24 protein-coding genes and 1 other annotated feature are annotated in these 21859 nt (G+C 37.0%); of the genes, 3 read left to right on the forward strand and 21 right to left on the reverse strand.

The window, feature by feature from the left end:
• Positions 1 to 21: 21 nt before the first annotated feature.
• The 4 genes from leuA to ACESPQ_RS09595 form a co-directional block, all read right to left on the reverse strand.
• Complete coding sequence (gene leuA / locus ACESPQ_RS09580; RefSeq protein ID WP_038274643.1) at positions 22 to 1716, reverse strand: 2-isopropylmalate synthase; 1695 nt, start codon at positions 1714 to 1716, stop codon at positions 22 to 24.
• Positions 1717 to 1759: 43 nt separating this feature from the next.
• Positions 1760 to 2017, reverse strand: a binding site (T-box leader).
• A gap of 165 nt (positions 2018 to 2182) precedes the next feature.
• Positions 2183 to 2902 (reverse strand): deoxyribose-phosphate aldolase, encoded by a 720-nt coding sequence (gene deoC, locus ACESPQ_RS09585; protein WP_002610406.1) that lies wholly within the window; start codon positions 2900 to 2902, stop codon positions 2183 to 2185.
• A gap of 144 nt (positions 2903 to 3046) precedes the next feature.
• Positions 3047 to 3892: a PD-(D/E)XK nuclease domain-containing protein gene (locus ACESPQ_RS09590; protein ID WP_002610404.1), complete on the reverse strand. Its 846-nt coding sequence runs from the start codon at positions 3890 to 3892 to the stop codon at positions 3047 to 3049.
• Entirely contained in the window at positions 3886 to 4707 is an 822-nt protein-coding gene (locus ACESPQ_RS09595; protein WP_373144298.1) for an AAA family ATPase, read from the reverse strand. The genes ACESPQ_RS09590 and ACESPQ_RS09595 overlap by 7 nt, the downstream gene beginning before the upstream one ends.
• 145 nt (positions 4708 to 4852) lie before the next feature.
• Here ACESPQ_RS09595 and ACESPQ_RS09600 point away from each other — a divergent pair, with 145 nt between their 5' ends.
• Positions 4853 to 5773, forward strand: coding sequence for a class I mannose-6-phosphate isomerase (locus ACESPQ_RS09600; protein WP_109770692.1), 921 nt, complete (start codon positions 4853 to 4855; stop codon positions 5771 to 5773).
• A 71-nt stretch (positions 5774 to 5844) separates the two neighbouring features.
• Here the strand turns inward: ACESPQ_RS09600 and ACESPQ_RS09605 are convergent, their stop codons facing one another.
• From ACESPQ_RS09605 to ACESPQ_RS09640, 8 genes are all read right to left on the reverse strand, one after another.
• Positions 5845 to 6231 carry a hypothetical protein gene (locus ACESPQ_RS09605; protein WP_049940929.1) on the reverse strand — a complete coding sequence of 129 codons (387 nt, stop codon included), beginning with the start codon at positions 6229 to 6231 and terminating at the stop codon, positions 5845 to 5847.
• A 300-nt stretch (positions 6232 to 6531) separates the two neighbouring features.
• Positions 6532 to 6804, reverse strand: a complete 273-nt coding sequence (locus ACESPQ_RS09610; RefSeq protein ID WP_002610397.1) for a PD-(D/E)XK nuclease domain-containing protein — start codon at positions 6802 to 6804, stop codon at positions 6532 to 6534.
• Positions 6805 to 6911: 107 nt separating this feature from the next.
• Positions 6912 to 7262 (reverse strand): AAA family ATPase, encoded by a 351-nt coding sequence (locus ACESPQ_RS09615; RefSeq protein WP_254887957.1) that lies wholly within the window; start codon positions 7260 to 7262, stop codon positions 6912 to 6914.
• A complete protein-coding gene (locus tag ACESPQ_RS09620) occupies positions 7156 to 7458 on the reverse strand; it encodes an AAA family ATPase (RefSeq protein ID WP_002610393.1) in 303 nt (100 codons plus the stop codon). The genes ACESPQ_RS09615 and ACESPQ_RS09620 overlap by 107 nt, the downstream gene beginning before the upstream one ends.
• Positions 7459 to 7519: 61 nt before the next feature.
• Positions 7520 to 8749: a sensor histidine kinase gene (locus ACESPQ_RS09625; RefSeq protein ID WP_257335759.1), complete on the reverse strand. Its 1230-nt coding sequence runs from the start codon at positions 8747 to 8749 to the stop codon at positions 7520 to 7522.
• Positions 8733 to 9416, reverse strand: coding sequence for a response regulator transcription factor (locus ACESPQ_RS09630; protein ID WP_008728777.1), 684 nt, complete (start codon positions 9414 to 9416; stop codon positions 8733 to 8735). Before ACESPQ_RS09630 ends, ACESPQ_RS09625 begins: the two co-directional genes overlap by 17 nt.
• A gap of 15 nt (positions 9417 to 9431) precedes the next feature.
• Positions 9432 to 10193, reverse strand: a complete 762-nt coding sequence (locus ACESPQ_RS09635; protein ID WP_002610387.1) for an ABC transporter ATP-binding protein — start codon at positions 10191 to 10193, stop codon at positions 9432 to 9434.
• Positions 10194 to 10259: 66 nt separating this feature from the next.
• Complete coding sequence (locus tag ACESPQ_RS09640) at positions 10260 to 12593, reverse strand: ABC transporter permease (RefSeq protein ID WP_002610385.1); 2334 nt, start codon at positions 12591 to 12593, stop codon at positions 10260 to 10262.
• Between the two features lie 805 nt (positions 12594 to 13398).
• Between ACESPQ_RS09640 and ACESPQ_RS09645 the strand changes: the two genes are divergently transcribed.
• Together ACESPQ_RS09645 and ACESPQ_RS09650 are read left to right on the forward strand one after the other, a co-directional pair.
• The gene (locus ACESPQ_RS09645; RefSeq protein ID WP_142419761.1) at positions 13399 to 13689 is read left to right on the forward strand and encodes a hypothetical protein; all 291 of its coding nucleotides are present in this window, start codon (positions 13399 to 13401) and stop codon (positions 13687 to 13689) included.
• Positions 13690 to 13852: 163 nt separating this feature from the next.
• Positions 13853 to 14122: a transposase gene (locus ACESPQ_RS09650; protein ID WP_002610383.1), complete on the forward strand. Its 270-nt coding sequence runs from the start codon at positions 13853 to 13855 to the stop codon at positions 14120 to 14122.
• Between the two features lie 442 nt (positions 14123 to 14564).
• Here ACESPQ_RS09650 and ACESPQ_RS09655 read toward each other — a convergent pair whose 3' ends face one another.
• From ACESPQ_RS09655 to ACESPQ_RS09695, 9 genes are all read right to left on the reverse strand, one after another.
• The gene (locus tag ACESPQ_RS09655) at positions 14565 to 15149 is read right to left on the reverse strand and encodes a serine acetyltransferase (protein WP_002610380.1); all 585 of its coding nucleotides are present in this window, start codon (positions 15147 to 15149) and stop codon (positions 14565 to 14567) included.
• A gap of 84 nt (positions 15150 to 15233) precedes the next feature.
• Positions 15234 to 16700: an oligosaccharide flippase family protein gene (locus ACESPQ_RS09660; RefSeq protein ID WP_002610378.1), complete on the reverse strand. Its 1467-nt coding sequence runs from the start codon at positions 16698 to 16700 to the stop codon at positions 15234 to 15236.
• 4 nt (positions 16701 to 16704) lie between these two features.
• Positions 16705 to 17532 carry an aldo/keto reductase family protein gene (locus ACESPQ_RS09665; RefSeq protein ID WP_008728775.1) on the reverse strand — a complete coding sequence of 276 codons (828 nt, stop codon included), beginning with the start codon at positions 17530 to 17532 and terminating at the stop codon, positions 16705 to 16707.
• Positions 17533 to 17534: 2 nt separating this feature from the next.
• On the reverse strand, positions 17535 to 18509 hold the full coding sequence (locus tag ACESPQ_RS09670) for a Coenzyme F420 hydrogenase/dehydrogenase, beta subunit C-terminal domain (protein ID WP_002610279.1): 975 nt from the start codon (positions 18507 to 18509) through the stop codon (positions 17535 to 17537).
• Positions 18502 to 19614, reverse strand: coding sequence for a polysaccharide pyruvyl transferase family protein (locus ACESPQ_RS09675; protein WP_002610276.1), 1113 nt, complete (start codon positions 19612 to 19614; stop codon positions 18502 to 18504). The genes ACESPQ_RS09670 and ACESPQ_RS09675 overlap by 8 nt, the downstream gene beginning before the upstream one ends.
• Positions 19615 to 19704: 90 nt before the next feature.
• A complete protein-coding gene (locus ACESPQ_RS09680; protein ID WP_157133779.1) occupies positions 19705 to 19932 on the reverse strand; it encodes a hypothetical protein in 228 nt (75 codons plus the stop codon).
• A gap of 111 nt (positions 19933 to 20043) precedes the next feature.
• Positions 20044 to 20319, reverse strand: a complete 276-nt coding sequence (locus ACESPQ_RS09685) for a hypothetical protein (RefSeq protein WP_038274603.1) — start codon at positions 20317 to 20319, stop codon at positions 20044 to 20046.
• Positions 20316 to 20924 carry a dTDP-4-dehydrorhamnose 3,5-epimerase gene (rfbC, locus tag ACESPQ_RS09690; RefSeq protein WP_002610274.1) on the reverse strand — a complete coding sequence of 203 codons (609 nt, stop codon included), beginning with the start codon at positions 20922 to 20924 and terminating at the stop codon, positions 20316 to 20318. Before rfbC ends, ACESPQ_RS09685 begins: the two co-directional genes overlap by 4 nt.
• A gap of 11 nt (positions 20925 to 20935) precedes the next feature.
• Complete coding sequence (locus tag ACESPQ_RS09695) at positions 20936 to 21832, reverse strand: NAD-dependent epimerase/dehydratase family protein (protein ID WP_002610272.1); 897 nt, start codon at positions 21830 to 21832, stop codon at positions 20936 to 20938.
• Positions 21833 to 21859: the final 27 nt, after the last annotated feature.

Raw genomic sequence — 21859 nt, forward strand, 5'->3', positions numbered from 1 at the left:
TTTTCCTCCTGCTGTTATTGTTTAAGCCTCTGCTTCTTTTTCTGCCTCGCGGCGCTGTGCGACTGCCCGGTTGATGGCTGAGAATAATGCCTGTACACTGGATGCGATGATATCATCATGCAGTCCCACACCCCACTGATTCTTTTTGCGGCAGTCGATGATTTTCACATAGGATACCGCTCTGGACGAGGACCCCTTGCTTAACGCATGTTCCTTGTAATCCAGTATGTCAAAGGTCAGATTCATATTGTCACGCAGGGCATTGCTGACGGCATCCAGACGGCCGTTTCCCGTAGCGGTGATAAACTGCGTCTTTCCCTCATAGGTGATGTTCATCGTCACGGTCACGATATCACCCTGACGGACAAAGTGATAATCGTTGAGTGCATAGGGTGCGTTCACGTTCATGTATTCCTTCTGGAACAGATCGTTGATCTCATTTGGCAGCAGCTCCTTGTGCTCATGGTCGGATACATCCTTCATATAATAGCCAACCTGCTCGCGCATATCGGATGGCAGATCATAGCCGTAGTATTCCTCGAGCATGTAGCCGATGCCGCCCTTACCGGATTGCGAGTTGATGCGGATAACATCTGTTTCATAGACACGTCCGACATCTCTTGGATCGATTGGCAGATACGGTACCGTCCAGTGATCAGGATCCTGGGCATCACGGTAATGCATGCCTTTGGCAATGGCATCCTGATGAGAGCCGGAGAAGGCTGCGAATACCAGCTGACCGGCATAGGGCTGACGCATGTGTACCTGCATACGGGTACAGCGCTCATAAACCTCGACAATGTGCGGCATATCCGTGAAGTTCAACTCAGGATCGATTCCCATCGCATACATGTTCATTGCAAGTGTAATAATATCCACATTTCCGGTACGCTCCCCGTTGCCAAACAGCGTTCCCTCGATGCGGTCCGCACCTGCCAGAATACCCATTTCCGTATCAGCAACGCCACACCCGCGGTCATTGTGCGGATGCAGGGATACGATAACATTCTCACGATAGTTCATATGCTTGCACATGTATTCAATCTGCTGTGCGTAAATATGCGGCATACTCATTTCCACAGTCACCGGCAAATTGATGATGACCTTGTTGTCCGCAGTTGGCTGCCATATATCCAATACGGCATTGCAGACCTCCAGGGCATACTCCACCTCTGTTCCGGTAAAGCTTTCCGGTGAATACTCAAAGCGGTAATTGCCGCCGTCCTCCTCTGTCAGCTTCTTTAACAGCTTGGCACCCTCCACAGCGATATTCAGAATTTCTTCCTTTGATTTTTTGAACACCTGCTCGCGCTGTGCCAGAGATGTGGAATTGTATAAATGAATCACTGCATTTTTTGCGCCCTTAACAGCTTCAAAGGTTCTGCGGATGATATGCTCTCTTGCCTGTGTCAGTACCTGAACCGTTACATCCTCCGGAATCAAATCCTCATCGATCAGCTTGCGCAGAAATTCAAATTCCGTCTGACTGGCTGCCGGAAAGCCGATTTCAATTTCCTTAAAGCCAACCTCTACAAGCAGCTGGAAAAACTCGATTTTTTCATCCAGACTCATCGGTATGATCAATGCCTGATTGCCATCCCGCAAATCCACGCTGCACCATTGGGGTGCTTTTTCTATATATTCTTTCCCTGCCCAGTCCATGCATGGCTCCGGTGGTAAAAAATACTGTCGTTTGTACTTCTGATATCCTTCCATCATCCTGTCCTCCTTTTTGTAACAAAAAACTTCCATCTCTATACTAAGAGACGGAAGTTTATCACCAATTCCGCGGTACCACTCTTGTTGAATGATGAAAAGCATCATTCCCCTCACATATCCAGACTTCGAATATGTTCTCACGATAACGTGTGAGCAGACGGTAACGTTTACTGACATCGTGTGATGTGTTCAGGTTACAGCTTACGGGTGAGTGGATAAGATTTCTGCGCCGCTTTTCACCAGCCAGCGGCTCTCTACAGCAGAAGGTTCCTATGCTGGTCCCGATCCTTGCCTTTGGTTTTGTAGTCACTAACAAAAGGATATAGCATTTTTTGTAAATTGTCAATGTATTTCTGTAATTCCGTTACATTATTTTGTGAAAATATTTTCATCCCTTTTTCATCACGGCTTGCTGTTTTATCACAGAAGACAGCTGTGCTCCTATCATGGAATCACAGGGATACTAATATTCTTCCGGTATTGCGATATAACCGCTGTGCTTGAAGGCCTCCGTCTGCAGCTCCCTGACAATGGATACCCCTGCACTTGTCCCAATACGCAACGCTCCACTGGAAACCATTTTTTTGAATGTACGTGCATCCCGTATTCCTCCGGAGGCTTTTACCTTGACTGCGGTACCGACACACCTGCGCATCAGTGCCACATCCTCTGCAGTAGCTCCTGCGCTTCCAAAGCCGGTTGAGGTTTTCACAAAATCCGGTTTGACAGCCACCGCAATTTTACACATCTGTTTGATTTCATCCTTTGTCAGATAACAGGTTTCCAAAATGACCTTGCACAGCTTTCCATTGTTTCTGCATACCGTGACGATTTGCTGCATTTCCTCTTTTACATACTCCCAGTTTCCGGCCTTAACTTCAGTTAAATTGATCATGTAATCAATTTCATCCGCTCCGTTTTGTATGGCATCCTCCGCTTCAAACACCTTGGCAGCGATTGTTGTCTGTCCCAGCGGAAAGCCGATTGCAGCTCCCACATGAACATCACTGTCCCGTAAGTATTCCGCACATAATGCGGTTTGTGAGGAATTGATGGCTGCCATCGCGAAATGATATTCTCTGGCTTCCTTACACAGCTTTTCCATCTGTTTGCGTGTTGCATCTGCTTTGACATAGGTATGATCAATCATCCCTGCCAGCTCTTCTACTGTCCATCGTTTCATAAGTATCTCCTATCCAGAAAAGTCCTGCCTTTTCTTATTGATATATCACACCCCTGTTGTTACCCAGAAGGAAGGGGGATCCTGTAGATGAAATGCTTACTTCAATGCGATATGCTGATTTCAATTCTTATAAATCTAAGCATTTTACTTCGCCAGCATAATTACGCAGGTTTTCTTATAAAAAGCAATCCCATATCCTATAATATCCGTATATCCTCTTTCCTGTAAACCATCGATATAGTTCATTTCCCTGATCTGATGACATGCTTTTTGTGCGGTTATTTCTATATCCTTTTCTTTTGTTGCAACCTTAACTTCAAGCACAAGTCCTCTTTTTTTCTTATAAGCCGGTAGTACCATGATATCACTACGGCCATTACCGGTTTCCTGATTGGATACGATTTGATAATCACTGAGCATACCGACTAACATTCCATGATAAAATTTTTCATCATAATCGAAATAACTTATGGATTTAAACAATATGGTATTCAAAACTTCATTTGCGGTTTCCACATCTTCTTTCATGAATGCATCAACCAATGTTCTGCTCTTTGCTTTAACCTGCTCCTGAAACCATTCTTCAAATATCAAGGTATAGATTCGGTTGATTTCCTTATTCGGTATCATAAGCTGATATACTGCTTTATCTTTATCGACACACGCTATCGCTTTCAGATAGCCTGTGAACAGCAGAAAACTGTAAATGTTGTTTATCTGATCCATCTCACGATAGGTTAGTTCATATCTTACCGTTTGTGTAATCCTTCCACCAGATGTCAGCGTATCAAAATCCGTTCTCATTTGTGAATCGGCTTTCTGAATGTATTGATATATAATATCATTCCCACTCGTATTCGCCCAGAAAGATTCCGGTACATCATTTCCCTGCAGGATTTTCAGCACATATTTCAGTACGCTCCATGGATTGTATATCTCTTTGTTTCCAAACAGATAACCGTCACGCCATGGGCGGGCAGCGCCTACCACTCTTTTACGGTTTGTTCATATGATTTTAAATGATAGTACTCTAAAAGCTTTAGTGTTTCTTCCGGTGTGAACCCAAAGCAGGTACTGGATGGTTCTTCCGTAATGGAATACCCATTGAAATTATTTACTCCTGTGAAAATACTCTCTTTCGCAATTCTCAAGCATCCGGTAAGGATTCCCTTCTCCAGAGCATCATTTGTTTTTAAAGCAGCACTGAATATACCGCTTAAAAAGTCTGCCATTTCATCATAATATCCGTTTAAATATGCACTTTGTAATGGAACATCATATTCATCTATTAAAAGAATCACATTCTTATGGTAATGCTGCTTCAGGCATACACAAAGAAATTTTAATGCATTCTGTAAGTCCATATCACTCTGTGTGCGGCGTGAGTAAGCGACAAGCTGCTCTTTATCGAAGGTGCTTACTTCCTCACTATCGAGTAATTCCTTATTATTTCTGACAATCTCCTGAATCAGGATTGCGAACATTGCTTTTTGATTTTCGAAAGAGACTTGTTTCATATCTTTCAGAGTTATGAAGATGACCGGATACTGATTCTGATATCGTAGAATCTCTGCATCCTTTGTGATATGCAGACCATCAAAAAGATAAGCATTCTCCTTCTGCTTTAATGAGAAAAAATAATAAAGCATATTCATATTCAGAGTTTTACCAAAACGTCTGGGTCTTGTATATAATGCGACCTTTTCTTTGCACACATCCTTTATAAACAGTGTCTTATCTACATAATAATATTCACCATCAATCAATTCTTTAAAACTTTCAATGCCAATTGGTATATGCTTCATAGGTATCAGCTCCTGTAGCTATATTATATCACGGCAGCTGTGACAGATAAAAGAGAATTACGTTCTTTATGTTGGTACCACTATATTCTGATAGTAAGATATGCTACAATCTCTGTAGATATGGAAAAGTTAGGAGGTTCTTGTTATGTATATTGTACGTCCCATTACAATGGAAACCCTCTGGGGAGATACACGTCTGCATGCCTATCAGGGAGATCGTGCTGCTCAGACGATTGGCTGTGTGTATACACTGAGTGGAATCGATGGAATCGACTGTGAAATTTATAATGAAAAGGAGGAAACAACCCTTCGCAGGGCAGTCAAGAAGAATCCTGCTGTCTTTGGTCTTGAAGATGGTGAGGAATTTCCTTTGATCATCGCTTTTGATTCCTGTGCACAGGATGTCAGCTTTCAGATTCATCCAACCGATACCTATGCAAAGGAGCAGCTGCAATTGCCCTATGGAAAAAGCGAGGCCTGGTATTTCATAGAGAAGCCAAGTGAAGGTTGGGTGTATGCCGAGAACAAAGCGGGTCATCGAGCAGCTGTTGAAGCTGCGCTGCAAAAGAGGGATTTTCATGGTGTCATCGATCACATACCCGTTTCTGAAAATGACCTTGTGTATATCCGAAGCGGCATGATGCATGCCCTTACCGCAGGGTCCTTGATCTATGAGATTCAACAGTCCACCAACATCACCTACCGCTTATATGATTATGAGCGAAAGGATATGCATGGTCATACAAGACCACTCCATGTGAAGGAAGCACTTGCGAATCTGGATTCCTCCCTGCATGTCCAAAAACAGAGCTTTTCAGAAGGAAGCAGCTTCGACCAGCGGGAGTTCTCTTTGCGACACCTCACCTTATCCGGCAGCTATACGAATCCGTATTCCATCGCATCCGTGATATCCGTGGTTTCCGGCAGTCTTCAGGTAGATACCTTTACCGTGTTACGGGGTGGTAGTATCCTTGTTATGCCAGAGGAAAGCATTCAGCTTACAGAAAGTGCAGAATGCATCATTGCGGCAGCCCATCCGTATTGGAGAGCGCAGGATCAGGAATGAAAGGAGCTACAAAAAACGTGTATATCAGAACTTTGGTTCCAGTATACACGTCGTTTTTTATATTAGACCTCTTATAGCTTTCGCAGATAATAATTCTGATAAAGTGTGCCATCCCAGCCGACCAGCGACTCCTTTGATGGGGAAAATCCCATTTCCAGCAATACAGCCCTGCGTTTTTCTGCTTCCTGTACACATTTGGTTATAACCTGTGTACACTGAAACAAATCACGGATATGCGGCAGAATCAAAGAAAGGATCTCTTGAAGACAGGATTGTTCTTCATATTTGCTTAAAAGATCAAGACGCAGTACAGCTGTATTGTCATAGGCGTCATTCGCCGAACGTTTAAAAAGCTCCATTGTCCCGATTGCAGTCGAGGAAGTACAATCCAGAATACTCCAGCGAACAAACCCTTCTCTATGGTATTCCATAATCCAGTAATTGATTGCCTGTTCCATTGGTATTCTGCTCGTATAATAAAAATCATCTTCACAATTATCACAATTGCAAAGAGCAACTGTTTTTGGATCGCTGTATACCTTTCATAAATCATTCACATCACTCTGTTTTACGAATCGAATACGATAATTTTCATTTTGATAGATAGGACATTGTCTATATGGATTCATTGCATTCTCCTTTCTGTCACATAATTGTTATGCTTGTGACAAAACCATCATAACAAAAAAACTGCGACAGCGTTATGTCTCAGTTTTCATGAACTTCAGATTATTCACACATTGCATAGTAAATAAACATTATGGAAGTGCTACAATCAAACATGACTTCTTATAAAATGCAATTCCATATCCTACGATATCTGTATATTCTTTCTTTTGCAAACCCTCCAGATACTGCTTTTCCTTTATCTGCTCACATGCCTGAACTGCTGCATGTTCCATCTCTTCCTCTTTTGAGGCTACTTTTAATTCCAGCAGGAACCCCCGTTTCTTCTTATAGAACGGAAGCACCGCAAGATCGAACCTTCCCAACCCGGATTCCTGATTTGAAAGAATCTGATAGTTGTTCATTTGTTTTCAATGCTGCACTGAAGATACCGTCAAGAAAATCAGTCATTTCTTCATAATAAGCATTTAAATACGCATTTTGCAAAGGTACATCACGCCTTGGGCGGGCACTATTCATCTATCAGAATAATTACTTTCTTCTGATAATGTTTATATAGACATTGACTTAAAAAGCGCAATCCATTTTTTAAGTCAGCAATGTTCACATCACCTTCCTGATAGCATATGAGAAGTTTTTTATCAATATCATCCAGTCGCTCACTTGTAAGTAAATCCTTATATTTACCTATCAGCTCCCGTATGATCACTTTGAAAATATCGATCTGATTCTGAAACCTGATATCCTTCATATCCTTAAGTGTTATCAGGATAACCGGATACTGATTTTGATATTGCACTGCAATCTTGTATTTGGTAATGTTTGACCCGTTGAAAAGGTACGCGTTTTCTTTTTGTTTGATTGAGAAAAAATAATAGAGCACGCCTGGGCGGGCAGCGCCTACTCATGTTCAACGTTTTCCCGAATCTTCGCGGTCTAGTATACAGAACAACTTTTTCTTTCAGTACATCCTGAATAAACATGGTTTTATCTATGTAATAATATTGATGATCGACCAATTCTTTAAAGTCTTCTACACCGATCGGCAAACGCTTCATGTCATCAGCTCCTTAATGGTATTATACCAAGTAATTGGAAAATCTCAATCCTGTTACTGGCCTATAATGTACCAAGCACAAGATGAAAGCTCACACTCCCCTGTTCCTGTGTCATAAAAATATCGCCATCCATTTTCTGCATCAGCTGTTTGCAAATATACAAGCCCAGACCGTTTCCTGCATGGTTGTTAACATTGTTTCCCCGGTAAAAGCTTTGAAAGATAGCACCGGCATCACTTTGCTCAATATAGGAGCCGGAATTTTCTAGTTTCAGTATACTGTGATGATCTTCTTCATAAAAGGATACGTGAATCCATTTTCCATCTCCGTATTTCATCGCATTATCAACAATATTGCCAATAACTTCACGTAACCTTGTCAAGTCTGTATAGACCAGCTGATCCTTACAGAGGGATTGCTCATAGGATATCAGTGCCAGTTCAATGCGCTCCTGTTCCCGCCTCAGCAAGACTTCCACATCATGGAGATAGACCTCTTCCATATGTACATCAAAATCAAACAAATCTTCATTGCTCGTATGCATGATTTCCTTTACATACTGATCGATTTTATCACAATTTTCATACAGACGCTCACAGATCAGCTCTTCCGAATACAGGTGCTCCTTCATTGCGTCCGTATACAGGCGGATGTTGGAAAGTGGTGTCTTAATATCATGGGAAAGAGAGGCAATCATTGTCTGCTTTTCCTTCATCAGCGCTGTTTCTTTTTCCTCATGATGGCGCAGCTCCTCCTTCATCACATCAATTGCCCAGATAAATTTGCCGAAGAATCGATGCTTTTGCTGGGGCAGCTCATACGTGAAATCTCTGTTTTTCAAAGCTGTTGCCATAGCCTCCATATTATGGAAGGGCTGTATGATCTGCCGGCGGATATAGAATAGAAGATAGACAACAAGCAATATGACACCAAGCAGGGTGGTATTGATAATCCAGAAGATTGAGGACGGTATGCGCTGTACGCGATAGGTAAAGCGATAGAAGCTGCCCTCCTGCTTTGCCGGAAGAAACACACTTCTTGTACGGGAGCGGTCCATATAGGATTGCATGGAGGTCTTCTTCAGTTCAAGCAGTTCAACCTGAATTTTTGATGAAGCAAGCTCATTCATCCGCTTTCCCTTCTCCAGCTCTTTTGCCATGCGATTGATTTCTACCAGTGCTTCATCCGGTATTGTTTCATCCCGCAGCTGTAAGAGTAGTCCGTTTAATCCTACCAGAAGCAGCAGAAGCAGTGCCGGGACAAGCACGGTCAGCCTATTCCATGCCTTCATAGCGGTAGCCTACTCCCCATACAGTAATCAGCCGCTTTGGATGACGCGGATCGGTTTCTATTTTTTCACGCAGTGTATTGACATGTGTCGTCAGCGTGGACAGCTCACTTTCAGAGGCATCTGTCCAGATTGAGGAAAATATATAGTCCTTACGCAGCGTTGTATGCTTTTTTCTCAGCAGCAGAATCAGCAGCTCAAACTCCTTTACCGAGAGGGCCAGCTGCTTTCCTTTCAATGTCACATTGCGACGCTCGATGTCTACCAGAAGATCATCGTCCTTCAGCACATTGCGCTCCTCCTGCATTTCATAGCCTCTTCTCAGCTGAGCTTTAATTTTAGCCAGCATAACAGCCATGGCGAAGGGCTTTTCTACATAATCATCCGCTCCCAGCTCATAGCCCAGCAGCTGGTCACTTGTCTGTGTTCGTGCACTCATGATGATTATGGGAAGATTGCTGCTTTGTCTGGCCTGCGTACAAATGCGAAAGCCGTCCATGTCCGGCAGCATAATATCTACGAGAAGAAGACGCACCCTCTCCTGCTGTAAAAGAGTAAGTGCGTCATTTCCCTGCTTTACACAGCGTGTCTGATATCCCTCATGCAACAGAAAACGCTCTAATACATCACGCAGCTCATCATTATCCTCAACAACAAGAATATCAATCATACACACGCATCCCTTCTACCAGCCTTTTTCCATCAGCCAGCTGTATACCTTCTTTTCCCGTTCCTTCAGCTCATCCGCATGCCTCAGCACACCGATATCGAGATTGCTTTCAATCTTACCATCATTGATATAGCAGATGCGTTGTGCATAGGAAGCCACCTTCACATCATGCGTTACCATCAGGATTGTCGTTCCCTGTTCATGTACCCTTGAAAACATATCCATGACTTCCTTTGCATTGGAGCTGTTTAACGCGCCTGTCGGTTCATCCGCAAACAGAATCTGCGGTTGGTTGATCATTGCTCTGGCAATACAGGCACGCTGCAGCTCTCCGCCGCTTACCTCCTGAATGCTATGTCCTGCAATTGAGGTGATCTGAAACTTCCGCAGCAGCTCGTCCGCATAGGCATTGATTTCCTTATGCTCCCTTTTCTTTGCCATATAGCCGGGAAGTATCACATTATCATAAATGTTCAGGTTATTTAGAAAATGCATCTGCTGGAAGATAAAGCCCATTTCATGCAGGCGCAGCTTCGCCATTTCCATTTCATTATACCTGCTGATTTCCTTATGGTCAAATTCCACGGTTCCCGAGTTGATATGATCCATACCGCTAATGGTATACAGCAGGGTGGATTTACCGCTGCCGCTTGGTCCCATGACGGCGATGAATTCTCCTTTGTGAATGGAAAGATCCACATTGCGCAGGACATGATTCTGCTTTTTATTTACGACAAAGCTTTTGCATAGCTGTCTGACCTCTATTATTGTTTCCATACATATTCTCCTCCTTATGAATCACTCCGTTGTATTTATATGCTTTTGATACGGTACCGAAAAATTTTATTCCTCACTCAAATCTTTAATATTCCATGCCGGTATGGTACGATTGACAATCCATTGCGCTGCCATGGCTGACAGAATGAACAGCAACGGATACAGAACATACATGTTGAGTGTAGCACTTCTCAGCGCTACGCTCCCCATACCCATGGATTCCAGATAGGCCTCCAGCAGTCCGTTCGTGCAAAAGGTGTGTAACAGAATTCCCAGCACTAGACCGCATAGTATCTGAATCATACAACGAGCAAACAGCCATTTGCGGATATTGCGTTTGGCATAGCCCATACTGCGCATCAGAGCAATCGCTTTTTTTGCACGCAGCATGTGCAGCTTGGAGAACAGTATTGTCAAAGCGAAGGTAATGACCAGAATAATCGCAATAATCAGATTCGACATCATGGTGATCTGCTGCGGCATATTTCCGCTGAAGGATTTCGTCATCTGCCTGCTGTCAATCAGCTTCAACCCCTTATACTCCTTTTTGATAGTTTCTGCGACCTGATGGTTGGTTAATTCCCCCTGTGATAGGTGAATCACCAGATAGCCGGTATAAGCATATTCATATTCAATATCACCTGCGAGGATGTTATTCCCCAGATTCATCATACTGCTGTAAATACCGCTAATGAGGTAGGTGTTTTTCTTCCCTTCGTATTCCATGCTGATGGAGTCGCCGACAGTTTTCCTATAACGCTTAGCCAGTGTAGTAGTCAGGGCAAGCTCATTGGACAACTTGGGAGCCTTGCCGTAATCAAAGGTGATCGTATTCCCATCAGCGCGTTTCATGAGAAATACCGAGGTATTCAGACCATCATCGCTGAGGGATGCACTGGTCATGGTTTCAATATCGACACGGACATGCTCATCGTAGACTTTCAAATCGCGAAGCACCATAGCACGCTTTTCTTCCAGATCCTTTATGGTGTTGCCTCCGTTTTGCTGGGAGTAGAGATCTCCAGATGATATTTTCAGAATCTGCAGAAAGGTATCCTTTTGAAAAGCATCCTTGAGGGTTAGAGGGACGAGTATCAATACCATGCAGAAAGCGTAGATGATGACCATCATGAGGAAGTGCTTTCTCTGTGCCATTAAATCGTTGAAGGCCAGAAAGCTGTGAAGTTGATGAAGGCGGGTTTTGGCAAGTGTGAAATGCGTGTGTTCTTTATAGGTCTCTCCCTCATTCCCTTTGCGAATGGCATCCATCGTGCTTTGTTTTTTCAGCTTTCTCAATACCAGAGTTGTCACGGTATAGATAAGTGCCGGTATCAGGATAACAATAATCAGGGAGAGATAGGTGCCTGTGTTCCCCGGCATAACGGGAACGATGCCAGCCTGCATACCTTCCAGCAGATTAGTAAACGGGATAGAGATAAGGAATCCGATAAAAACACCGATAAGTGAAATACTCATATATTTCATTAGATAGAGCGGTTTTATTTGAGAGTGCTGGAAACCGATTGCTTTCATGATACCGATTTCTGCATAGCTGCTTTCAATCTGAAAGAGGATGGTGAAGCGAATGATCAGAAAGGACATGCATAGCAGAATGATGCCACTCATGAGAAGCATGGCACTGGTGCCGAGGCTGACTCCCATAAAGGAGAGCTCTGCAGTTTCTTTGTCTACGAGAATCGCATTAGGTAATCCGGCCTTCTGCATTTCATATTCCAGCTGCTTTGTGTTTGGCCCGTCGTTTACCGAGAGTACCACAGCATGATCAATGTCCTGCGTGACATCATATTGAATTTGATAATCTGCAGGGTGCAGGATGATGCGTTTTTGTCCCATCATATCAGAACCGTATACGGAATCACGTACAAAGCTGGTGATTTTATAGGTGTAGGTCCTGGTACCGCGCAAAATCTGGAAGGTGTCATTGAGCTGTAGATTCAGCTGATGCTTCATAGATAGCGGGATGCCGACCTCACCCGGTTGGATGTCCGGGGTTTTGTTGTTTTCATCGAATAGAAAATTATAGGTCTTTGGCAAGGTTGTCGCAAAGCAGCCGGAGCTTTCCAGGTCGTTGGTGCCATTGAAGCGCATAACACTCAGCGGCAGGGTGATAGCATGCTCGATTTGATATGCATCAATGTCTTTTGCTTTCATGAAGGCTGTGATTTTCTGTACATCTTTTTTTGTAATATTCATCATGGAAAAGTTATAGTCTGCCACCTTTCCCATATCGTCCATGAAGTAGGATATCTGGTTTTGTGATGAGTAGATCAGGGATATACTGGCACAGGACAGCATGGTGGATACGGCAAGGAATATCATTACCATGAAGTTGGTCAGCTTGCCATGCAGCAGGTCGTTTTTTAGTAGTCGCAGCAACATTTTGATTACCTCTCATTTCTGTATGGTCAGTATATCGCAGGAATTCTAAAGAAATCCTAAAGTGAAAGAAATTATGAGTGAACATGGGTATTATTATACAGGAATGTAGGGATGGATGCTATAAATATGGAAGATGTGATGAGTTCAGAGGTTTGTAATTTATGTAAATTTCTGACAGAATAATCAAGCAAGCGGTCTAAAATCAGCATATGTTCAAAAGAAGAGGCAGATACGCTGGATTAGGTATCTGCCTTCTTTGCTCTACATGATTTCTGCACATCCTAGTGCTATGGCATTAGTCATTCTATCTCATATTTACCTTCCTCTTCTATTTTCGGGAGTTACTATAATAGATAATTTAGGTAACGCCTTGGTATCAAACTGTTTTTCTTAAATATTTCTACTAGGTTGTTCTCGACTGTGCTACTTTTTTCACCATTCACACCTATTAGCATATAAATATAAGCTTCTGACTGTCTTCTATCTGATTACATATCAGTTCCAGTTAATTAATGTATATTTAACCCCTTCCATCATTTTACATTTATGGATTCAATTAATTTTATATCTTATATAAAGGTATACCTTTTTATTAATAAAGGGTATACAAATGCTTATCTCATTCCATTCTACACGCTGCTATTATCAAGATTTAGGAAAGAAATAAACTGTTTACAGAAACTGCTTTCTATCTCTCCAGGAAGAAGTTCAATCCACAGGCTATATGTGTCATGAGTAATGAGTTCATTGCAAATTATCACGATAATGAAGCAGATAGTTAAAAAAATGGAAAGGGAATCTTGTATTGGCTGTCAATGAATCAAAAATCATTCTTCTCAACACAAAGGAAAATGCATCTGCATTCGGAAGAATCTCTGCATCTACAAATCCAACAAAAAATCAATCAAAACCTGTAGGAGGACTTTTATCTACCTTACATGACTGTCTAAACAATACGTTTTTAGATATGCAATTCGGTTCATGTATATTAAGTGAAATGGCACTAGCAGCACAACATATCAAAACTTATTGTGAAAATTATGTTGAAAAGCAATCTTTACCTTTGATTGCGGGTATCCGTCTATGCGACTCATAGATCAACTGTTACAACAAAAACAATACTTTCTATTTCGTGTATCTTCTGTTTTTTTTAAAGCTTATTTGGATCAGGTACAGGATGGTGAAGACAGATAATTTGAAGTAACATTCGATAAACGACAAATCACTATCGAGAGGAAATTGGATTTCGCCAGGATCTAATGAATACCACATATCAGCTTCGGTTCACTAAGATCATCATAGGAAAAGACGAATATGGAGAAGACATTGTGGAATTCCTGATATCTGACCTGCCAATGGATGAATACAGCATAGATGACTTAAAGGAATTGTATCATCTGCGCTGGACGATAGAAACATCCTATAATCGGCTTAAGAACAGGATGAAATTGGAGAAATTCAGTGGATTCAAAGAGATACTCATCTATCAGGATATTTATGCAGATATATGGTTGTATAATTTGATATAACTAAAAAAAATAGAAATTAATGAAAAAGCAGCTATTGAACAAAAGGAAGATGGAGAATGCGTAATCAAGCAAAATTTCAACAAGACAGTGGACATTATGAAAAAAATGTTTATCAAATCATTGGTAATGATAGATGAAGATATCAATAATACTGCAATGCAAGTGATTGAGGAAAATATTATGAACAACGTCATGTGGATAAAAAAAGATCGATCCTATAAAAAGCATATTGATATATATAGCATAGTTGCCCTCATATTTTTTCATAATGCTCTTTTTACTATGTTTCAGGGGTTAAATATGTTTATAAAAAGATTAGACATCTACATTTCATCTCTTGTGCAGACATCTAATCTATTTTTTATTTTGTCAACTTCCTTAACTTATTGGCATTGCTTCTTTAACTACATTTTTTTCTTATTTATTTCTTATTTCATATCTATTAAGGTAATCGTCCGACATGTCCTTCTGATGCGTTATCACGAAAAATTATTTCTGCAGGATTACCAATAACTATAGAATTACTTGGCACATCAAAATTTACGAATGTATTTGGTGCAATTAATACATCATCCCCGATTTTGATATTGCCAACCACTGTTGAATTAGCTCTAATAGCGACTCTATTTCCTATTGTCGGCACACCTTTTCTTTTTCCCCTAATGTCTCTTCCAATAGTAACTCCGTGGGTTACCATAAACTGATCTCCAATTTTTGATTCACCATTAATAACAATTCGACCCCAATGTCCAATAACAAAACCTTTTCCTATATTTTTATTTTGTATTTCTAGTCCATATTTATATTGATATTTTTTTAATCTTAAAGAATAAAAATATCTCCATATCGTGTCATAATTAGATTGATATTTTCTAAACAATTTTACTGCCTTCAATTCAACCATCATTTTCTCACGTACAGTTAAATCGCCGTCTTTATCTCTGAAAGTAGAAAATGCATAACTATCATTTGCAAATAACTCTTTGTACATTTTAAAATTTGGTATCCAAAATTTGAATGAAATCATTTTTTTTATTCTCATGTTATTAAACTATATATTGTATAAATTTATTTTAGTTTTAACAATATACTTTTTCCTTTCAACATAATCTTATTTTTTTATCTTTGATTGTATGCTAACAAACATTTTTTTGGTAACACCTAATGCAAAAGTGTCTTTTAATACGATTAAACCAAGATAATAAATGATTACTCCTAAACATATTTCAATTATTAAAGATAAAATGCTATATACTAAATATTTAGATATAACAATTATAGTCATGAGCATCAAGATTCCAGATATTAACTTCTTTGATATAATTTTAAACATTTGATTAAAGGAAATATACCCATCTGATTGTTTAATATATAAATAAGTAATTATAAATTCTGCTATAACAGACGCTATAATTGCACCTATTCCAGAAAATAATTTTATTAAACAAACATTTAATATACAATTAATCAATGTTCCAAAAATCAGTATTTTTGCACTTTTTGCTCTATTACCTGACGGATTATAATATAAATATCCGATTGTATTACTTATTCCCATAATAGGAATCAATAGTGACATTAAAATTAAAAATATTACGACTCTAGAATAACCTTCTCCAAAAAATACTGGTACGAAACATTTTGACACTGCACACAATCCAAAAAAAGCGCCAAAACTAAGAGTCATTATAAATTCAAGTGCGAAAGATAAGTTAAATTGAATTTCTTTTTTCATATTTTTGCTAAATAAATATGACATTCTTGAACTAAATAAAGTATTCATTGATGTAAATGATATTGTTCTAATGATTGAAATTATTTTTGTTGCTTGTTCATAGCAACCATTCTCTATATTATCTTTTGTTATTATTCCTATCAATGTTTTGTCAACAACTGTGTAAATTGTCGCTGCGATTGTTGGAACAAAATATATAAGCGTGCCTCTACAGTGGGCCAATAGATCCTTTTGTGTAACCTTGGATTTCACTATATATTTTGGCAAAAAAATCCACATACTTGTATTGCCTAAAAATGTTGATAAGGCTAATATTAAAATGTATATAGATAGATCATTAGGAGTTTTTACAAATAAAAATATAAAAATAACTCCCATAATTTTGAAAAATGAATTAATTATTACAGTATGTTTTAATTTTTCTATACCTAAAAAGAACCACGATATATCAAAAATAATTGCTAAAATATAAAATGTTTGAATAAAAAATATAAAACGATATTCGTCATAAAAAAGAACAATAAAAAACCACAAAATCAAACTAACTACAGAAGTTATTACAGTAATTAATTCAATTCCCCAAAATGTTTTACTTCTATCGTAAGTAGAATCTCTGGCCTTAGCGATTTCAATAATTCCATACGAAGCTGTGCCAAGACCTGCTATTAAAACAAAATAAGAGTTAATAGACAAAGTATAACTATAAATTCCAATATTATCTGGACCTAATACCCTTGAAACATATGGAGCAGTTATAAGAGGTGCAATTGTGGACAATATTTGTAAAAAAGTATTAAAAATAAAATTAACCTTCAACGAGGTTTTATTCAACTGCTTTTCCATATATTTATAGCACTCCTAAAGAAATAAGTAAAAACTTAATTTTAGTTTTAAATGAAAAATATGTATCTGGATTAAATCTTATTCTACCATTACATTCTAAACTATCAATTATTTTCATATCGTCTTTATCCAGATTTATTAGTTTAATCTTGTCTAGTTCCATTTCTTTTAGATGATGTTCTTTTGATGTACTTGGAATAGGTATATATCCTTTATTTATATTCCATTTCAGTATAATATTTGCTATAGATGTATTTTCTCTTTCGGAAATATTTATTAAATTAGTATTCTCAAAAAGTCTTTTATCAATTCTAGCGAAAGGTGAATAACTAATAATTTGAATATCATTTTTTTCACAAAATTCAACAGTGTCTTTTTGTTGAAATAAAGGATGAAGTTCGATTTCATTATACATTGGTTTTACCCTACAATTTTTCATTAACTTCATTAATTGTTTTTCGGTAAAATTACAAACACCTATTTCTTTAACTTTACCTGACAAATACAACTCTTCCATTTTATACCATAATTTTTTATATAAAAATGGATATGGCCAGTGAAGTAAATAACAATACAACTCAGTACCATTTTTTTCAATTTTTATCTTAGAGTCATTAAAATGTTGCTCAAAATTTTTAAATTGATCAACGAAAGAGAATTTTGTAAAAACTTTAAAATTATTGTCTCTAACATAGTCACCAACATAATCTTCATTAAAATAGTCATCACTTGTATCTACAAAATCAAAGCCTAATGTAGACGCCCTTGGTAAAACATTTTCCAACTCTTTTTTATACGGAAAACTACCTAATCCAATTATAAATTTTCTCATAATTAATTACTCCTATTTATAACTCTATTAATTTTACTGATTAATTTGCCGAATAAATTATCATTCGACAAAATGTCAATCAACTTAATATTCTTATATGTCATTTTTGTTAAACATTTTCTTAAAAAATGTTTTTTTATTGATTCATTATATGCAGGATTACCTGATACTATATCTTCAAAACTATATTTTTTATGAACAAGTTGTCGCTTTATTTTTTCTAGTTCACATTCCCCATGTTCTGTATTAATAATTATACATGATAATCCTTTATTGTCGTTTAAACTTAAATCAGTTTCCGCTTTACCCCACGCATCAGCAATAGTTATATCTGAGTTACGTCCATCAAGACCTTTAAACTTACATTTATAACATGATGGTCTTATATTCCAAGCATTGATATACGAAGCCATGTATGCATCATCAGTTCTTTCTTTTTCATATAACGCATTTTTTGACTCTATTCTTACTCTCCATAGTTTCCATCCATTAGACTTGTCTTTAAACTTTATATCAATTATTTCATCAATTTTAAAATTATAATTAAGATATTTGTTCCAAATACCTGGCGACGGAACACCGTGGCAGATCAAATCAACTGCAACTAAATTTGTATATGATTTTCTTAAATATGCTTTTAATCCCACTATTTGGCATGGAGTCCCTGAAAAAAGAACTTTCTTACCTTCGTCCAGATCTTTCTTTACTTGAACAAAAATATCACCTACATTACTTTGAGGATATTTTGATCCCTGCAGTAGCTTCAAATCTTCATAATTTGTTACTCTTCTATGCTGAGGAGAAAATTTATCATCAAATGCAACTCCATATACTGATCCACCTTCTAAAATACAATTTCTCCCTAATTCAAAAAAAATGCCACCAGATGTACTATTGAATCTAGATTTTGTATCACGAATATAAGCAATGTATGATTCGATAGGTTTATTGTCATTAAAATAATCAATATTACTCATATTTCTTCATTTCCTCATTATTTAAAGAATAGTTTAAAAATTCATTAGAATTCTCAACATATTTATCAAGTAAATCAGTCACACTCTCCCAATTTATTGGATTTTCATCTAAACCGTTGCTTATATTCCTATTCATTAATTTCAATTTTTTTGCCAAATCTAACAATCTTTCGTTATTATTGTATGATTTTTCAGGAATCTCGAAATAAAATTCTTTTTGAAAATTAATTGAGAAAGCCATTCCATGAAAAGATGTCGTAAATACCACCTCAGCATTTTTTACTAGATTCAAGAATTCTTCAATAGATGCATAACTAAAATCAATATAATCATCTTTTGTGTTCAATCTATTTAAACTTACTACCTTATAACTATTTTTCTTTGCGTACTCTAACGCTTTTGAAACTAATTCAACTGGTTGATTAACATGATAAACCAGAACGTATTTTTCTTCTATCAATCTCTTATTATTTATTAGTTCTGACCATTTTTTCATATTTAATAAAAAAGTAGGATCTAAAACATTAGTTGAGTCAATATTTAGATTATTTTTTAGGTAAACTTTCAAGTTTTCTTCTCTTACTGAAATATTATTAAACTTGGGAAGATACTTTTTATAAGCATCAATTGCAAACTCATCCACATCAGACACTTTAAAACTTGCAGCATACGAAACTCTTCTAACATCATTTGGAAAATCCAACAAATACGTTGTATCATTTTCCAAAAGTTCTAAATTCCACACTTGATCACTTCCCGCAATGATAGTATCAAATGTGCTTATTAATTCAGAATCTACTGTTTCACTAATTTTTAAATACTTTTTAACAAATTGTTTTAATTCAAATTGTTTTATAGAATTGTTTCTTTGTTGCCTAAATCTTAAGAAGACTTTAATTAAAGATTTCAATTTATTTTTTGTTCCAATTGCTTCCCATGGCTTTAAAGGGTCGAAAAAAACCTTATTAAAATATAGAGGTGTATAGTCTATTACTTCCACATTATATCCTCTTTGTTCTAATGCATTTTGCAATGCATAACATTGCAATATAGCACCATAATTTACTGCATTATGAAATGTTAAAATACCAATTTTCTTATTCATACTTTCTCCCTTCAAAACATTGCTTAGAACATATTAAAAGCGGTTTTACATATTTACTCTTTCCAAATCACATTATTTTTAATTATTCTATTAAGAATTAATAATTGAGTTTTCTTCTGTATTTGAGTGCGAAATTACACTAGCAGCAGCAACTATTGTGTTGTTTTTTAATTCAACCCCCTTCAAAATTAGGCTTCGACAACCAATCCAAACGTTACTACCTATAATAATTTTTTTAGGATTATTAATTTGGTGTTCATCATCTATAGAATATATCTTATGAAAATCTGTATCTAAAATTAAAATATCCCAAGACAATAAGACATTAGATCCAAAATTTATATTAGAAACACATACTATTGCAGAATTTGCCGTAACACAAAAATTATCTCCAAAAACTATTTTCCCACTATTCGAAATTCTAGTTCCTTATCCAAAATGAGCTGAACCTTCAAATTGAAATATACCGTTATTATCCCAAATACTTCTTTCATATTTTTTGTCAAATATACCAACATCTACAAATCCAAAATATACACGACATTTTTTGTTTTTAACAAACACATTACCTGATAAGCGTTTTAATTTAGTATTTTTTGATATAATAATGATAGGATTAACCAACCCCTCCCATCCAAAATATCTATAATTTACTAATAATGTTTTGCTTATACTAATAGATAAGACTTTTTTTATTCTTCTCACTGTAAATGACCTTCAATTTCTGATTTATTGTCATAATTTTCCATAATTTTCTTATAGTCATTAAAACTCATTAAATTTAAATCTTTATCGCTAATAATCAAATTATCTTTTCCACCAATTAACTCGAATGGCCATTCAATCCCAATATCAGGATCATTGTACATAATTCCTGAATCACCTTCTTCAAAAAATACTTCAGTTGCTTTATAACTTACAATTGAATTTTCAATTACTAAATATCCATGTCCAAAATAAGCTGGAACCAGTAATGAATCCATATTTTCTGCTGTCAGATGGAATCCTCTCCATTGACCATATGTTGGAGAATCTGGTCTCAAATCAACAATAACATCATATACATGACCACTTACACAACGTACTAATTTAGGTTGTTGTTTAATTAATTGAAAATGTGATGCTCTAATAACACCCTTCTTTGAAAGAGTATAGAATACTTCTTTCAACTCGTGATTAATGCCATGGTCTTTAAAGACATCAATGTTGTAATCTTTAATTAATCCACCTCTATCATCTGAAGCAAAAAATGGTTTAATTAAATATGCATCTTTTAAATCTAATTCTTGAAAATTCCATTTCTGTACCATACCAAGTCTCCTTAATAATTCTCTAATGTATATTTTAATCCTTCTGTAAAATCTTTTGTTACAAAGTCACCAATGTCATTTAATAAATTTTTAGTGTCAAACATATCGAAAGTGTATTTAATTCCATCATCTTCTCTTACACCAATTCGTATTAAATCACTTTTTTTACACTGTTCACCAATTTCAGCTAAGTATTCTTTTAAAATTCTAGGTTTACCAGAACCAATGAAATAAAAATTTTCATTGAGTTTTGCCTCTCCAAGTCTATATACAGCTTCAATTAAATCCTGAACATAAATAAAATCATATGGTTGCATTGCAGGGCCAAAAGTCGCTTCATTACCTTTTACTAATTCACCTATTGTATAACTAACAAGATTTCCCGTTTTATTTTCAGGACCATATATATTTGAAAACTGCATCCAAACATACTCTAAGTCAATATTCTTACAATATGTTTCAAGAATTAAATGTGCTGATGTTTTTGCAACACCATACATCATCCCACCACTTGTTTTTTTTAGCTTGTTTAATGATTCTGTAGCTCTTTCAGCTATTGTTCCTGCGCATAAGAATCTTTTACAATTTATTTTTTTTGCTATAGTGGCACAATTCAAAGTCATTTCAATATTTTTTAATTGCACATATGGATTAGCTTTATCACCGCCATTTACACCTGCCCAGGCAAAATGATAAAAACAATCATATTTTTTTGAGGAAATTAATTTTTCTATATCTTCTGCATTATCTAAAGATATTTCGATAGCATTAATTAAATCAGACTTAGGTAATTTAGAATTCTTAAAAGATATATCAATTGCAACTACAAAAATATTATTTTGAATTATTTTTTTAATTAATGATGAGCCAATAAATCCATTGGCACCTGTAACTATGACATTTTTCATTCTTGCCTCCATTCTCTCGCTATGCGT

Origin of the sequence: Clostridium sp. HGF2 (assembly GCF_964240115.1) — a bacterium.
Taxonomy (GTDB): Bacteria; Bacillota_I; Bacilli_A; order Erysipelotrichales; family Erysipelotrichaceae; genus Clostridium_AQ; species Clostridium_AQ innocuum.